The organism is Arachidicoccus rhizosphaerae, assembly GCF_900107765.1.
GTDB classification, from domain to species: Bacteria; Bacteroidota; Bacteroidia; order Chitinophagales; family Chitinophagaceae; genus Arachidicoccus; species Arachidicoccus rhizosphaerae.
The window spans coordinates 157,671-175,257 of sequence record NZ_FNQY01000004.1 but is presented as its reverse complement, the minus strand read 5'-3'; the positions used below and the strand labels follow the sequence as shown (position 1 = coordinate 175,257).

Below are 17,587 nucleotides of genomic sequence, written 5' to 3'. Positions count from 1 at the left end.
TGTTTATGAATCAGTCCTCTTTGACTTGTAGATATTCAAATGTGGCAAAGGCATTAAAAGCCGTTATTTTAACGCTTTTGATGATCATGCTATGGCAGTCGGCATTATTTTCCCAGGGAAACTTTCCCGGATCAACGGCCGGTGTAAGGGCTGGAGAGGCGACCTGGATTTGGTATCCTGGTGATTACGCTATCTGGCTGGCCAATAAAATGCAGAATCGGCGCACCGAAAGAGGGTCATTTTTGCCCGTTTTCTGGAAAATGGACAGTCATTATGTGTTGGTGGAATTTCATAAGGATTTTGAACTGAAGGCGCCCGAAAGGGTTCGTATTGCCGCTGAAGGAAGATTTAATATTAAAATAGACGGCAAGGCGCTGACAGGGAGTCCGGAGAATATTGTCATGCCCTCGGGAAAGCACCGCCTGAGTCTAAAGGTGTTTAATCAGGCAAATGTGCCTGCAGTTTTTGTCAGTGGCGACGACGTGAAGTCAGACAGCAGCTGGAAGGTGACTTTTGAAGATAAGGAATGGATTGATGCCTCCGGAAAAGCGTCCGACAAATCCGGTACTATCTATCAGTCAGTAGGTTATTGGAATTTTAATAGTGCATTGCAGAAGCCTTCGCAGTTTCATCTTAGGACAAAACAAAAGCAGGCCGTAAAAAAAGAATTTTTGCCAGACGGATCCATACTGCTTGATTTTGGCCAGGAGACTTTTGGTTATGTCCGGCTTAAAAATATTACCGGTAAAGGGGTGGTACGAATGTATTATGGGGAGTCCAGAGAGGAAGCGCTCTCTAGGGACAGTTGCGAGACATTGGACACGATAATGCTGCAACATGCCGTTTCCGGTTTTGATACCATGACGGCTTCAACAAAGGCTTTTCGCTATGTTCAGATTTCAACCCCAAAAGGGTTAAGCATAGATGATGCAGACATGCTTTATGAATATGCGCCTGTTACAACCAGAGGCTCATTTAGCTGTTCAGATACTTTGATTAATAAAATCTGGCAGGTAGCTAATTATACTTTACACTTAAATACCCGTGAATTCTTTATAGATGGGATTAAAAGGGACCGTTGGATCTGGTCCGGAGATGCCTATCAGAGTTATCTGATGAATTATTACTTATTCTTTGATCAGCCAACGGTTAAAAGAACGCTTTATGCGTTAAGAGGGAAAGACCCGGTTACCAGTCATATTAATACTATTATGGATTATAGCTTCTATTGGTTTATGGGAGTTAAGGACTATTTTGAATATACGGGGGACTCGGCACTGGTCAGAACAATTTATCCCAAGATGGTTACCCTGATGGATTATTGCCTGTCCAGAAGGAATAAAGACGGATTTATGGAAGGTTTGCCAGGAGACTGGGTATTTATTGATTGGGCAGACCATTTAACAAAACAGGGGGCCCTGAGCTTTGAACAGTTGCTTTTTTGTCAAAGTCTAAAAACAATGGCCATTTGTGCCCGTGTTTCAAATGATTTGAAAGGAGCAGCAGAGTACAGTAAATTATCCAATGAACTAACCCGAAAACTCTTTGATGTATTCTGGGATCAGAACCGGCATGCTTTTATTCATAGTGATATAGGCGGCCGGAGTGGTGAACAGGTGTTCAGATATACGAATATGTTTGCCTTGTTGTTAGGCTATCTGGATAGTGCAAAGCAAAAAGAGGTAGTAAGTCATGTGCTGCTGAATAAACAGGTACAGGCCATACATACGCCCTATATGCGTTTTTATGAGTTAGAAGCGCTCTGCGCTGCCGGGAAATTAAATGTTGTGACCGGTGAAATGAGGAACTATTGGGGTGGAATGCTGGCCAGAGGAGCTACCAGTTTTTGGGAACAATATGATCCGGCTGCCAAAGGGGCTGCCCAATATGCAATGTATGGAAGGCCTTTTGGTAAGAGTTTGTGCCATGCCTGGGGGGCAAGCCCAATTTATCTGTTAGGAAAGTATTATTTGGGTGTAAAACCGACCAGTCCCGGCTATCAGACTTATGAGGTGCGGCCTCAGCTTGGAGGGCTGAAATGGATTAAAGGAACCGTGCCATCTGCAGATGGAGATATTCAGGTTTATTGTGACGCAAAAAAGATTTCAGTCAAAAGTAGTGGTATTATCGGAGTGGGTACTTTGATTATTCAGAGTAAAACGCCACCAACTACTGTTCAGGGCACAATCAGGAAAATACAGGATGGCCTATATAAAGTAGAAATTCTGCCTGATCAGCAATATGTTGTAAATTACGTAGCGATGTAGTGATCTATGTTGTGCGTAATTAGTGAAGATTAAATTATTAGTAAAGATGAGGCTTCTTAGAAGATATGTTTTTTTATGGATGGTTCTTTTTCTATTTAAAAGGCTGGATGGTCAGATTTTAAAGGTGGATTGGCGGACAAGTACCGAAAAGTTGCTGATATCCGGCAAACAGCCTCGTTTTAGCTGGGAGTGGTCCGTAAAGGACGGGGCTGCTGATCATTTTAGCGGGATTACCGGCTATCAGGTTATCGTTGGTTCTAAGAACGAATTAGAAAAGATAATCAATAGCCCCAGCCCCGAGATGGCGATGGTCCATACCGGGGAAAATAGCGGGACGGGGCTGATGTGGAATAGCGGAAAAGTCATATCTGGCAATTTATTGTATGCTTATTACAACAGTCCCCGGCAGCTTCAATCAGATCATCTTTATTATTGGGCGGTTAGAGTCTGGAACCAGGCAGGGAAGCCTGTCCGCTGGAGTCCCCTGGATTCTTTTCAAACCGCATTATATAAAAGAAAAGATTTTGAGGGTGCCAAATGGATCGGTAAAAGTCAGCTGCGCAAAAGTGATAGGATTTTACCAGGAGATACGGCTTTAAAGGTAAAGGGAAAAGACGGGGTGATTAAACCGTTGCCTTTTGGGACGGAAAATGATAGTTTGCCTTTATTCAGGAGGGTATTTGAACTCTCTGGTCAAAATAACAATATCCAGAGAGCTACGCTTTATATTTCAGGTCTTGGGCAATTTGAAGCCAGTATTAACGGAAAAAAGGTGGGGGATCATTATCTGGATCCGGGCTGGACAAATTACCAGAAAGAGGCCTTGTATGTCGGCTTTGATGTCAGTGACTTATTGATCAAGGGTCAGAATGCAATTGGAGTAAGTCTTGGAAACGGTTTTTATTATGTTCCGAATAAAAAAGGGTGGTACAAAAAACTATTGGTCCAGTATGGTTATCCGAAAATGATCTGCAGGCTTTCTATTCATTATAAAGACGGATCTGTTCAGAATGTGGTATCTGATGAAAGCTGGCAGACTGGCAGCTCTCCGATTCTTTTTTCCAGCATCTATGGAGGCGAGCTGGAGGATGGACGCATTCAAGATGATAACTGGAATAAAGCAGGGTTTAATGCAGCTGCGGCGGGATGGAAAAGCGCAATTGCTGTTACTGACACGCCGCTTGTTTTGAATATGCAGCAGGAGGATCCGGTTAAAGTAATGGAGAAATTTACTCCCCGTTCTGCCATGCCGGTTTTAAGCAATGGTGACAACTCAAAAGTTACCGGCTGGACCTTTGATATGGGACAGAACTGTTCCGGTATTCCCTATATAGAAATAAATGGGAAAAAAGGAGATACAATAATTTTAAAGCCAGCAGAGTTATTGCAGGATAATCATGCGGCAAATCAAAAAGCGACAGGCAATTATAAATTAGTCTATGTTTTGGGTAAGGATGGCCTGCAAAAATGGCATCCTGAATTTACGTATTACGGGTTCAGATATATTGAAGTAGAGGGAGCTGTGCCTAAAGGCAAGCAAAACCCGAATAGACTTCCGGTAGTTGAGCATTTGGAGACCTGGCATATTAGAAACAGTGCTCCCGAAGCTGGTCAGTTTAGTTGTTCTAATGATTTATTCAACAGGACAAACGCGCTTATAAAATGGGCGATGAAGAGCAATATGGTTAGTTTACTGACGGATTGCCCTCATAGAGAGAAATTAGGGTGGCTGGAACAGGTTCACTTAATGGGTAGTTCCCTGCGTTATAATTTCGCGGTGTTACCCTTACTGAAAAAAGCACTGAGTGATATGCGCAATGCGCAGACCCCGGATGGTCTGATTCCCGAAATTGCGCCTGAATATACGGTTTTTACCTGGGGTGGGGATATGTTTAGAGACTCACCCGAGTGGGGTAGCAGTTCAATTATTGTTCCCTGGTATATTTATGAGTGGTATGGAGATTCAACTGAGCTGATTAAAAATTACGATATGATGGTTCGCTATCGCAATTATTTAAAAGGGAAGGCTAAGGATCATATTCTATATCAGGGCCTGGGTGACTGGTATGATTTAGGTCCTAATCCTCCGGGAACCTCTCAGTTGACACCACAGGGTCTGACTGCAACGGCCATCTATTATTATGATTTGACGATTCTGGCCCGTACAGCCAGTTTATTAGGACACAAAGAAGATATGGATGGGTATATAAAGGAAGCTAAAGAGGTTAAAGCGGCATTTAATAAGCTGTTTTTGCATATGAAGCCTGCCCGCTCAGGAAGTATTACCGCCTATTATGGGACAGGAAGTCAGACGGCAGATGCCATGGCGCTGTATATGGATTTGGTGCCTGATACCTTACATGATGCAATTGTCCGAAATTTAGTGAAAGGAATCGTTAAGAGTGGTTATAAGCTGACAGCCGGAGATATAGGTTACAGGTATCTGCTATGCGTACTGGAAAAGGAAGGTTATAATGAAATTATTTTCAAAATGAACAACCGAAGTGATGTGCCTGGATACGGGTATCAATTAGCGCATGGAGCGACGGCCTTAACTGAATCCTGGCAGGCACTTCCAACCGTTTCCAATAATCATTTTATGTTGGGACACATTATGGAATGGTTCTATTCCGGAATTTTAGGTATCCGGTTAAACCTAACCCAAGCCTCTGATAATGATACGAACCTGCCACTAGTTATAGAACCACAGATGGTGGGAGATTTGAAATGGGCAAAAGGCAGTTATAACTCTGTTTATGGACCCATTCAGGTAGCCTGGCAGAAAAGTGCGCATCATATTGAACTGAAAGTAGTCATACCCGTCGGACTGGAGGCAGAGTTAAGGCTGCCTTATCATAAAGGAGCAAAACCAGCCGGTGTCGGTTTGTCGCAGCTAACCGTCAAAAAGATAGGATCGGATCGGTATTTCGTGACAAAAGTCAGAAGTGGACATCATTTATATTCAATTAATACTAAGTAAGACCAGGGGATAAACGGAAGTAATTTTAAAATGAAAGAAATGAAATTAAAAAGGGGGCATCCTGTTTTAAACAATGGAATAGCAAAATTCTGGAGGATGAATCAAAGCTATCAGAGTCTTATAATGGTGCTATTCGTGTTGGGTGGTTGCCTGGCAAAAGTGTGTGCGCAAAAAAATGTATCGGCACTGTCTGTGCCAGAGCAAACGATGAACGCTGTTTATCAGGAAGTAAAGACCCCCTATAAGTATGGACTGGTCATGGTGCCGCCTTCCAATGACAAAAAGATGGATTGTCCGAGTATATTTAAAAAGGGCAATAGATGGTATATGGTATATATTATTTTTGATGGAAGAGGTTATGAAACATGGCTAGCTACTTCAAAAGATTTGCTTCATTGGGATAATAAAGGCAGACTAATGGCATTTTCTGATAGCGCGGATTGGGATGCCAATCAAAAAGCGGGGTATGTCGCCCTGGAAACAATAAAGTGGGGCGGCAGCTATAAATGGCAGACCTACCAAGGAAAATACTGGATGTCTTATTTTGGCGGCAACAGCACCGGGTATGAAAAAGGACTCTTGTCGATCAGTATGGCCTGGTCAAAACAAGATCCAGGTAAAGTTCATGAGTGGAACACGCTGGGACATCCCGTTTTAATGTCTACGGATAAAGATGTACGATGGTGGGAAAATCATACGCAGTATAAGAGTACGGTTATCTGGGACAAGAAATTGCATACCGGATATCCCTTTATCATGTATTACAATGCGAATGGAGACAGTTTATCTAAAACCAGAGGAGCGGAAAGGATCGGGATGGCTGTTTCAAAGGATATGACCCACTGGATTCGCTATAAAAAAGACCCGGTTCTGGATCATTTTCAGGGAATAACCGGTGATCCTGTGATCCAGAAAATAGGTAATGTATATGTGATGTTTTATTTTGGAGCTTTCTGGAAAACGAAAGGAGGTGCATTTAACCGGTTTGCCTGTTCCTATGACCTGATTCACTGGACGGATTGGACCGGCGAAGATTTAATAGCGCCGTCTGAACCCTATGATAATATGTTTGCTCACAAATCCTTTGTAATTAAACATAAAGGAGTTGTTTATCATTTTTATTGTGCCGTTAATAAATCTGACCAACGTGGTATAGCTGTGGCTACATCTAAAGACTTGGGGAAGAGTACATTGCAGTTTGTTTCCCCGCCAGTTAAAAAATTAAAGAAAAAATAGTGCAATATTAAAATGATTGCGCTGAATTGTTTTCCAGATTACAAATAGATATGCATTTAAAGAAAGTATTATACGGTCGTCAGAGATTTACGCTGCAAAGTTGGCATTCGCGGAGCATTTGCCTGCGGCTGTTGGCCATACTGTTATCGGGAATCATCGGTCTCCATCTGTCCAGCTGTGATGCGGTAACTGGAAAAGTCGATTATTCTACTGAAAAGGTACTACTGGATTCCAACTGGGCGTTTCATGTAGGGGCTGTAGATTCTCTTAAGTTGTTTAATGATACCAGTGCGATGGACAAACCTGAAAACCTTGGCTTTCAGCAGGTAGACCTGCCCCATGACTGGAGTATCACAGGGCCGTTTGATAAGGGGAATCCCGCAGGCAATCAGGGGGGCGCGCTTCCTGGTGGCATAGGCTGGTATTTTAAATCATTTACGTTAACGGAAAATGACAGCCTTAAAAATATCTGTATTGCTTTTGATGGAATTTATCGTAAAAGCAAAGTTTGGTTAAATGGACATTTATTAGGGGAGCGTCCGAACGGTTTTATTTCTTTTGAATATACATTGAACCCATATCTGAATTTTGACGGGAGACAAAACAGATTGATTGTAAGGGTGGATAATAGTGAACAGCCTAATTCCAGATGGTACTGCGGATCTGGTATAAACCGGGATGTCTGGTTGATTAAAAGGGGGCCTTTATACATTAATCAGAGCGAAAGCTATTTTTATTCCTCCACTGTCAGTATACCCAATAACAGACAGCGTGAGTATGCACAGGGTTCTGCCACGTTGCATCAGCATTTGGTGTTAAACGGAGCCAGTGCTACTGTAAAACCTTTAGAGATTAAGCTGACCCTGTGGGATGCTTTACAGCATAAAGTGGGAGAAAAAGTTGAAAGACTGTCAGCTCAGAACAGCGGCGTTATCAATACATTGGATGCTGAATGGCCACTGAATAACCTTCGGCTGTGGTCGCCTGCTCAGCCGTACTTATATACATTACAGATAGAAGTTACTCAGGAAGGAAATATGGTGGATCGTTATCGGCAAAAAATTGGATTCAGACATTTTAGGTTTGATTCCCAAAACGGCTTCTATTTAAATGGAGAAAGTACTAAGATTAAAGGAGTTTGTCTGCATAGTGATTTCGGCGTACTGGGGACCGCCTATAATTACAGTGCCATGCATCGTCAGTTAAAACTTCTTAAAGAGATGGGGTGCAACGCAATACGCACTGCGCATAATCCTCCTGCTCCAGGTATGCTTGATCTTTGTGACTCGATGGGTTTTTTAGTGATGGATGAAGCTTTTGATATGTGGGAAAAGAAGAAGACCAAGTTTGATTATTCCAGGGATTTTAAAGCGTGGCATAGAAAGGATTTGGAGGACCAGATTAAAAGAGACCGCCGTCATACCAGTATTATCTGTTGGTCAATTGGTAATGAAATCAGGGAGCAATTTGATACGAGTGGCATTAGATTGACCAGGGAATTGGTGGCCCTTGTAAAAGCCTTGGATACTACAAGACCCGTTTTATCTGCCATGACCGAGACGCACCCGGATAAGAATAATATTGCTAAATCCGGCGCTTTAGATCTTATGGGATTTAATTATAAAATTGATCAATATGATAGTTTGCCGATCAATTTTCCAAACTCCTGTTTTATTGCCAGTGAAACCGTTTCTGCCCTGGAAACCAGAGGCGTTTATAAAAATGAGCCGAAAGATACAATTGTTTACATGCCTGTTGGCTCTCAACAGAAATTTGCCAATAATACCAATGGAGACTGGACGGTCTCGGCCTATGATAAAGTAGCTGCCTATTGGGGTACAACCCATGAGAATGCCTGGCGGGCTGTTAAAAACCGACCTTTTATCGCCGGAACTTTTGTCTGGACAGGCATTGATTATCTGGGAGAGCCTGTGCCTTTCCCGTTTCCGGCAAGAAGCTCGTATTATGGTATTATTGACCAGGCCGGCCTCGTTAAGGATGTTTATTATTTTTATCAAAGTGAATGGTCAGATTCAGCTGTGCTGCATCTGCTGCCTCACTGGAACTGGGGGAAAGGTCAGCATGTAGATGTTTGGTGTTATTACAACCAGGCAGACATGGTGGAATTGTTTCTCAATGGCAAATCGCTGGGTAAGCGCCATAAAGCTGACGGACAAAAAGGGGATAATGAATTTCATGTCAGCTGGCAGGTTCCTTTTTTACTGGGTACCTTAAAGGTAGTCGCCTACCAGAAAGGGAAAGCTGTAAAAACGACGGAAGTGAAAACGGCGAGTGCACCTTCCCGGGTTAAAGTGGATGTGGATTTATCCGGTTTCAGAGGTGTCAGCGGAGATTTGTGTTATCTGACATTGCAGCTTGAAGACGAACAAGGTAATTCAGTACCTGATAATGACAGGCTCCTGCAATTTGACATTAATGGGCAGGCTAAACTGGTAGGCATAAATAATGGTTATCAGGCGGAGCTCAGATCATTTCAGTCAGAACAATATCCTACCTGGAAAGGTAAATGTGTCGTTGTCGTACGACCAGAGACGGCCAAAGGAAGTTTTACTTTGAATGTCAAAGGACAGGGAATCAGCACTGGAGCATTCAAAGTAAATTTTGGAAAATAACTGCACCTGTCTAAGTATTGGAAAGGGGTATTATTAATATGAAATCAGGATATATATGTATAAGTGGAAAGTGGGCGGTAATAAGGTGAAATTAGGTCTTATATTTTTAATGGTGACCGGCCTTGTTTGTTGCTGGAATGGATTAGATGCGCAATTGGTAGATGGAACGCCGACGGCTGTTTCACCCGTTCCCGGGGCGGGCATGCTGGAGCCTTTTGAGGTGCCGCAAATTACGGCCGTTAACCGTGACAGATCAAGAGCCACTGCCTATTCTTTTGCCACTATTCAGGATGCCCTTGCCGGAAATCGTGCCACTTCCAGATATTTAAACCTGAATGGGAAATGGGCTTTTAAATATTGTGCTACTCCAAAAGATACTGCGAGCGCGACTGATTTTTATTTGAAGCCGGTAAAGGGGTGGGACAGCATTAACGTCCCTTCCAGCATGGAAATGCAAGGCTACGGCAGACCTATTTATAAAAGCGCGGTTTATCCGTTCAGGCCGGTGGATCCTCCCTATATTCCTGAACAGGATAATTCGGTGGGATATTTTCAGCGGAGTTTTAATCTTCCTGCTGATTGGGCAAACCTTCATATTACCCTCCATTTTGGCGGCGTAAGTTCCTGTTTTAAGGTGTGGGTCAATGGCAGATATGTCGGATATGGAGAAGATAGTTTTTTGCCCTCTGAGTTTAATATAACGCCGTATTTGCAGTCCGGTCAGAACCGTCTCTCCGTTCAGGTGATTCGCTGGGGTGATGGAGCGTATCTGGAAGATCAGGATCAATGGCGGCTGAGTGGGATTCAAAGAGAGGTGTATTTAATGGCTGAGCCCAAACTTAGAATTGCTGATTTCTTTTATCAGACCCGCCTGGATAGTACGTATGAACATGCACTTTTGCAATTAAGGCCCAGGTTGGAGAATTTTACAGGAGATACCGTTGAGCCTCATGCCATCTTAAAAGTACAGTTGTATAATAAGGAAAATAAGCCCTGCTTTGAGGATAACTGGCAGATGGAAGCGGATTCTATTGTCAATGAATCTTATCCGAGGCTTGATAATGTCAAGTTTGGTCTCATGGAACATACAATAGCACATCCGCATTTGTGGAGTGACGAAGACCCCTATTTATATACAATGGTGCTCAGCCTTTATGATGGCAAAGGGAATCTGACAGAAGCTAAATCCGTGAAAGTAGGATTCCGGGATATCGCATTTTCCAGCAAAACAGGGAAGCTGCTGATAAACGGGAAAGAGACCTATTTGTATGGAGTTAACAGACCGGTGCATGATCCGGTAAAAGGCAAGGCGTTGTCCAGAACTGACATATTGAAGGATGTAAAGACCATCAAACAGTTTAATTTTAATTGTATAAGAACCAGTCATTATCCGGATGATCCATATTTCTATGACCTTTGCGACCAATATGGTATTCTGGTGATTGATGAAGCAAACTTGGAGACACATGGGCTGGGATCAAAATTGAGTAATGACCCAAGGTGGACGGCTGCTTATTTGGAAAGAGTAACCCGAATGGTGAACAGGGATAAAAATCATCCCAGTATTATTATTTGGTCTTTGGGCAATGAATCAGGCCGGGGGCCAAATCACGCTGCTATGGCAGGCTGGGTGCATGATTTTGATATTACCAGGCCCGTTCATTATGAACCTGCACAAGGCACTCCTCAGGCAAAGGGATATATAGAACCGGATGATCCCAGGTATCCCAAACCAGTGGATCATCCGCACAGACTTCAAAATCCGGTGGATCAGCCTTATGTGGATATTGTATCCAGAATGTACCCGGGTATTTTTACTCCTGAACTGCTTGCCAATCAGAAAAACGGGGATGACCGGCCTATATTTTTTGTGGAATACAGTCATGCCATGGGCAATTCCAATGGAAACCTGGCCGAATTCTGGGATGTATTCAGGAAGACAAAAAGAGTGATTGGCGGCTGTATCTGGGAGTTCAAAGATCAGGGTTTGATAAAATATACCAAGGACAGTCTGGCCTATTACGGCTATGGTGGCGATTTCGGAGAAAAATATTTTGATGATTTTACAATCAAGGGTATAGTAGCCGCTGACGGACGGCCTAAGCCGGCAATTTACGAGTGCAAACATGTATTTCAACCCATTAAAACAACCTGGAAAAACGTGCATACAGGGACTGTTAATATTCTGAACAGAAGTGCCAGTCAGGACCTGTCTAAATTTGCTGGTACTTTAGAATTACTAATGGATGGGAAAGTCATAGCCAGAAAAGCCATACCCGTAAATTTTGGTACATTAAAAGCGGGAGATTCCAGTCAATTGCAGCTGTCATCCTGGTTGAGCCCTTGGGTGACCAATAGGAAAGGCCATGAATTTCTATTAAATATTCGCTGGACACTTAAAGACAGTACCTCCTGGGCTCCGGCAGGCTTTGAGGTGGCGCATGATCAGTTGGTGATTACAGCTCCGGTAGTTCATGAAGGTAAGCTGATTGATGCAGCCATTGAAAATAATGCCGGTTCCCTGTCAATTGGCAGGTCAAATAATCATTATGTGATTCAAGGATCTGAATTTAAATGTCAGTTTTCCACGGAGAATGGAGCATTGGATGGGTTTGAAATTAAAGGAGTTCAATACATAAACAGCGCTTTATTGCCTCACTTCAGCCGTCCTCTGACGGATAATGACCGTAGAGGATGGAAGGCGGATAAACTGCTGGCACCTTGGTATCATCCTGAAATTCATCTGCAAAGCCTGACTGTGGATTCTTTAGTCAATCATAAAGGTGATATAACCGATGTTTTGATTCATGCGCACTATTCGCTGCTGGAGGGCAAGGCACTGGTAAAAGTAGCCTATCATATTTTTAAGGAAGGGTATATTCATGTGCAGCTTGATTTTAGTCCGGTTTTAAAAGATTTGCCGGATTTACCAAAAGTAGGTATGCAAATGGAAATTGATTCTTCGCTTTCGCAGGTAAACTGGTACGGGAGAGGCTTATTGGGAAATTACCAGGATCGCCGTACTGGATTTATGGCAGGTATCTATCAGTTACCCTTACATAGCGCTGCGTTTAATGAACCCTATGTGGTGCCTCAGGAAATGGGCAATAGAACAGATGTAAGGTGGATGAGTTTTTCCAGGTTAAAAAGTCATCCTGCAAGCACCGGATTAAAGGTTGTTGCAGATAGTTTACTAAGTATGAGTGCATGGCCATACACTGAACAAAATATTAATGAAGCCCGGCATACCATTGATTTGAAATCTAATGGCAGTATAACCCTGAATATTGATTTAATGCAAATGGGAGTAGGGGGTAATGATAGCTGGAGTATTATTGCTCAACCGCTGGGTAAGTATATGATTAGCGCTAAAAACTATAAATATGGTTTTTATTTAATGCCGAATCAAAAAGAGCAATAGCTAGGAGATGGTGTTTAATACATTCGTTTATTGAATTGCGGAAGCTGCATAAAAAATCCTATGGTATTAAAGTCTTATTGCCATAGGATTCAATTGGTTCAATATAGTCGCTGAGACGGTTGTAAAGAGGTGTTTTAACAGCTCAGATATTTTTTCTTGTATTCAAAAGGTGTAACGCCTGTCACCTTTTTAAAATGCCGGTAGAAGTTGGAGATGTTGTTAAATCCGCTTTCAAAACAAATGATATTAGTAGGTATTTTGTCTTCTATCAGCAATTTGCAGGCCTGACTTACCCTGATTTCATTTAAGAAATTATAATAGGTCTTTTTGGTCATCGACTTAAAATACCTGCAAAAAGAAGTCGTACTTAAATGACTGATGGCAGAAATTTCTTCTAAGGTGATATCGTTTTTGTAATTGGAAAGCGTATAGGCGCAAATTTCATTCAGCCTGGCCTGATCGTATTCGCTGGATTTGGGCGGGACATTATGAGAAATGCAGATAGGCGTTAACTCTGAAGATTCGGCAAGTGTTTTGAGTATTTTCAATAAAATGATAATCCTGTCCAGATTGGTTGCCTCCATTGCTTCAAGCATGAAGCCGGCAATTTTTTCTCTTGCCTCACCTTTTACGACCAGTCCGCTTTTCGCTTTCTCAAAAAGGCGAGGTAATAAATAGGCTTCCTGCAATTGAAAAATATCCTTCCCCAGGCATTCCGGATGGAAATGAATAGATAACGCTTCTGCATCCATCTGGTGACCGGTTGCATTTGCGTCTTTATTAAATCTCCAGATATGGGGTATATTTTCTCCAAGTAAAATCACTTCACCTGATTCAAATGGCGAGATATTATTGCCAATATACCGGGAGCCATTACCGCGCTTGATATAAACCAGTTCCATTTCCGGGTGATAATGCCAATTGGTTTCCGTGTGCTGCCGCTTAAATTCATGGCGGGCTACATAGGAACTATTAGCTAGCAGGGGAACTTTATGGAATTGAGGTTTCATAATCTGCTTTTTTAAAAAGGTGAAATATCAGAATGTATGATAAGGGCAGGTGTTGTTAATATGGCACCTGTTGCCTTTAAAGTTTATTTGATTTTTAATTAAATATGTGTCTTAGGAGGCCTGACTCACCCTGTCCAAAGTCATAAACAAATTTAAGAAAGTTCTTTCTAATCCTTACTCATTATCTATGCAATCGATGCCGGGAAAATAAGTGCCTGAAAGATAAAAGGTTGAGGGCTTAATTGATAAATTCTGTGAATACTTTTGATAAGATTTTGGTGCTTTTATGTAGCTGAGTTTAAGTAAATTTACACGAGTTAAATTTTATCGGGATGTAGCGGCGCTACCCCCTTTATCATCCAATAAATCATCTGAGTTTTCAGAAAAAAATCAGATTTTTTCCTAATTACAATGCTACAACAGGTTAAGTTCAGATATGTCAGATAATACCAATAATTTTCTTCCGCTAAGAACCGCGGTTTTTTGCCTGCTGTTTGTAAGCCTTTTACTTATTCATGAAGCAAAAGGCCAGAACATTAAAAGGCAGGCACCGGACGTTGCCGGATTTAATGAAGCTAAGCCCTGGGTGCTTTGGTATTGGATGGAGGCCAGCGTTTCTAAAGCAGGCATCCGAGCTGATCTGGTAGCCATGAAACAGCAAGGAATTGCAGGCGCTTATTTGGTTTGTATAAAGGGGAAACCTGATTCCTTACTGATTGATCCGCCTGTTGTTCAGTTGACACCCATATGGTGGCAAATGGTGAAATATGCTTTTACTATCGCGGATAGCCTTGGTTTAAAACTGGGGATGCATATAGGAGACGGTTTTGCAACTTCAGGAGGTCCGTGGATCACACCGGATTTATCGATGCAGAGAATAGTCTGGTCAGATACGAGTATTACCGGCGGCAAAACAGTTCAGCTTACATTGCCAAAATCAAAGGATATTAAAGCCGGATATTATCAGGATATTGCTGTTTATGCCTTCCCGGCTCAAAAAGGAGCAGAAGGGGCACCGGAGCAAGTAAAGCCCGTCGTGACATCGAGTGTCAAAGGACAGGATCCCGGTGTATTAATCAATGCTGATAATACCATTAATTTCTCCAGTAAGGAGCCTTGTTGGATTGATTTCGCTTATAAGGAGCCGTTCACCTGCAGGACAATTGAAATCAGGACTAAGGGAATAACTTTTCAGGCGAAAAGATTGCGTATTTTTATAAGTGATAATGGCAGGGATTACCGGTTTTATACACAACTGGAACCCGCTCGCAGCGGATGGCAGGATTACTCGCTGCCTGTATATTATTCCATTGCGGCTGTAAGTTCAAAATATTTTCGTTTTGTTTATGATCCGGCAGGCACGGAACCCGGCAGTGAAGATCTGGATGATGCTAAATGGAGTCCCAGTTTAAAACTAACTGGCCTGATATTAAGCAGCCGTGCCAGAATTCCTCATTTTTTGGGAAAATCAGGAGCGATCTGGCGGATTGCTAAAAGAGCAGATACTGCCTTAATTCCTGACAGGGATTGTATTACAGTGGATAGTGTTATCAATATAACCTCCTTTTTACAGTCTGATGGCAAGCTTAAATGGAGGCCGCCGCCTGGTAAATGGACGATACTCAGGATGGGCCATTCTTCAACCGGTTCCATTAACAGCACGGCAGGCGGAGCAAAAGGTTTAGAAAGTGATAAGTTTAATCCCAAGGCCGTAAAATTACAATATGACAGCTGGTTCGGCCAGGCAATTAAAAAATTAGGTCCTGAATTAGCGGGTAATGTACTCAGGGTTTTTTATATGGACAGCTGGGAATGCGGATCGCAGAACTGGTCTCCCGTTTTCAGACAGGAATTTTTAAAGCGCAGAGGTTATGATCCGATACAGTACCTGCCAGTGATGGCTGGTTACCCGATCGGCTCAGCCAGTCTGTCTGAAAAGTTTTTATATGATGTCCGTCTGACTATTTCGGAACTGTTGAATGAAAATTATTTTGGAACCTTACAGCAACTGGCGCATCAGGGTGGCTATCAGATTGCAGCTGAAGCTACAGCTCCGGTAATGGTGGGGGACGGGATGCGTCATTTTGATAAAGTAGATTTTCCGATGGGAGAATTTTGGTTAAGAAGCCCTACGCATGATAAGCCTAACGATATTTTGGATGCTATAAGCGGCGCTCATATATATGGTAAAAGCGTTGTTCAGTCCGAGGCATTTACTGAGCTTCGTAATAAATGGGATGAATATCCCGGGATGTTAAAAGCCTTGCAGGATCATCATTACGCCATGGGGATCAACCGGCTGGTATTTCATGTTTTTGGTGAGAATCCCTGGTTGGACAGAGCACCAGGAATGACACTTGGCGGAGTTGGTTTGTATTTTCAGCGCAATCAGACCTGGTGGCCCATGGTCCGTGGTTGGATGGACTATACCAGAAGGACACAGGCTTTGCTACAGCAAGGTACACCGGTTACTGATATTGCAGTTTTTAACGGGATGGAAATCCCATCCAGGTCAGTTTTGCCAGACAGACTTATCAAAACCTTGCCTGGATTATTTGGAGCAGGCAGGATACTTGCGGAAAAAAGCCGGCTTGAGAATAAAGGGAATCCGTTACAGCATATTCCTGAAAAAGTGACCTCCTCCGCAGGGATTACGACTGCAAAGGACTGGGTAGATCCTTTAAACGGGTATAAATATGACGCGGTGAACGCAGATGCTTTAGTCCGGTTAGCGCACATGAATGCGCAGGGAGGGGTTTTATTTGGCGGTGATAATAGTTATAGCGTCCTGATCGTGCCGGATTTAGAAAAGATGGATCCGGACAGCCCGTTTATGACCCTGGATGTGGCCCGCGCACTATTAAGACTTACCAGGGCAGGGGCAACCTTAATTATGGACAGATACCCAAGGTATTTATCTGGTTTGGAAGCTAAGGGCAGGTCTGTGGACTCTTTACATAAAGTAATAGAGGAGCTGTTAGGCTCAGCGTCTTTTTTTAAGGCACACCGGGATAAGGATTATATTCGGTCAGTAGGAAAAGGACGCGTTTTTTTGGGTGATTACGGACAACCGGATCTCAGTCTTTTAGATATTTCTAAGGATTTTAAGGCGACAGATGCTACAGGCCGTCAGACCAAAGGGATTGCCTGGAATCATAGAAAAATAAATCCGCAGATGATTGGTGAGCGGCTGGCATCAGCAAATCCGGATGTGCCTGATCTGAAAAAGTTAGGAGTCTCCGATATTTATTTTGTGTCCAATCAATCGACTGAAGAAAAACTGATCAGCGTGAGTCTGCGGGTCTCTGGGAAGCGCCCTTTGTTGTATAATGCGGTTACAGGGACGCTGACGAATGCGTCTGAATGGAGCACCAATAAGCAGAGAACCGAGCTGACATTAAGACTGCCAGTCAGCGGGTCTCTTTTTATCTTATTAAAGGATGTAGACAATGAAAAAAATGCCTCCGGTAAAGCAGAAAGTGTGACGGGGCTGTCAAATGATCCCTCCGGGGTTCAGGATTTAAAAGGGCCCTGGCAAGTTCAGTTTGATCCAGCCTATGGAGGACCAGTCAGACCGGTGGCTTTTGATACTTTATATGATTGGCGAACATCCATATTAGATAGTATACGCTATTATTCGGGTATTGCCAGTTACAAGATGCGATTTAACTGGAGCAGTGGTAAAGCCATTTCAGGGGCAGTTAATCAGCGTATTTTACTAGATCTGGGTCAGGTTCAAAATATAGCCAGCGTTCTTTTAAATGGAAAGGATTGTGGTGTCGCCTGGACCATGCCTTATCAGCTTGATATTACAAAGAACCTGAAGGAAGGCGAAAATATATTGGAAATCAAGGTGGCTAATACCTGGGCGAACAGGATTTTACGAGATGAAGCACTGCCTGTAAATGAAAGACAAACCTGGACAACCTGTCCGTTTAATTTACAAGGAGATACACTTCTGAGTGCAGGATTGCTGGGCCCTGTTCAACTGATACCCGTAAACAAGGACAGGGCTGTTGACAATTAGATTCGGACCTTGC

7 protein-coding genes are annotated in these 17,587 nt (G+C 42.8%); 6 read left to right on the top strand and 1 reads right to left on the bottom strand.

The window, feature by feature from the left end; translation table 11 throughout:
- Nucleotides 1-5: 5 nt before the first annotated feature.
- Genes BLU80_RS05385 through BLU80_RS05365 form a run of 5 tightly spaced genes read left to right on the top strand, consistent with a single transcriptional unit; the run spans nucleotide 6 to nucleotide 12,537 of the window.
- Nucleotides 6-2,267 (top strand): alpha-L-rhamnosidase-related protein, encoded by a 2,262-nt coding sequence (locus tag BLU80_RS05385; RefSeq protein WP_244518750.1) that lies wholly within the window; start codon nucleotides 6-8, stop codon nucleotides 2,265-2,267.
- A 46-nt stretch (nucleotides 2,268-2,313) separates the two neighbouring features.
- Nucleotides 2,314-5,247: a family 78 glycoside hydrolase catalytic domain gene (locus BLU80_RS05380; RefSeq protein WP_091394627.1), complete on the top strand. Its 2,934-nt coding sequence runs from the start codon at nucleotides 2,314-2,316 to the stop codon at nucleotides 5,245-5,247.
- A gap of 39 nt (nucleotides 5,248-5,286) precedes the next feature.
- The gene (locus tag BLU80_RS05375) at nucleotides 5,287-6,483 is read left to right on the top strand and encodes a glycoside hydrolase family protein (protein WP_244518748.1); all 1,197 of its coding nucleotides are present in this window, start codon (nucleotides 5,287-5,289) and stop codon (nucleotides 6,481-6,483) included.
- A gap of 50 nt (nucleotides 6,484-6,533) precedes the next feature.
- Complete coding sequence (locus BLU80_RS05370; protein ID WP_091394624.1) at nucleotides 6,534-9,116, top strand: glycoside hydrolase family 2 TIM barrel-domain containing protein; 2,583 nt, start codon at nucleotides 6,534-6,536, stop codon at nucleotides 9,114-9,116.
- A gap of 55 nt (nucleotides 9,117-9,171) precedes the next feature.
- Nucleotides 9,172-12,537 (top strand): glycoside hydrolase family 2 TIM barrel-domain containing protein, encoded by a 3,366-nt coding sequence (locus BLU80_RS05365; protein WP_211481752.1) that lies wholly within the window; start codon nucleotides 9,172-9,174, stop codon nucleotides 12,535-12,537.
- Nucleotides 12,538-12,671: 134 nt separating this feature from the next.
- On the opposite strand, the gene BLU80_RS05360 is transcribed toward BLU80_RS05365, so the two are convergent.
- Nucleotides 12,672-13,547 (bottom strand): AraC family transcriptional regulator, encoded by an 876-nt coding sequence (locus BLU80_RS05360; protein ID WP_091394620.1) that lies wholly within the window; start codon nucleotides 13,545-13,547, stop codon nucleotides 12,672-12,674.
- Nucleotides 13,548-13,983: 436 nt separating this feature from the next.
- On the opposite strand from BLU80_RS05360, the gene BLU80_RS05355 reads away from it, so the two are divergent.
- Entirely contained in the window at nucleotides 13,984-17,574 is a 3,591-nt protein-coding gene (locus BLU80_RS05355) for a glycosyl hydrolase (RefSeq protein WP_091394618.1), read from the top strand.
- The last annotated feature ends 13 nt before the right edge of the window (nucleotides 17,575-17,587 follow it).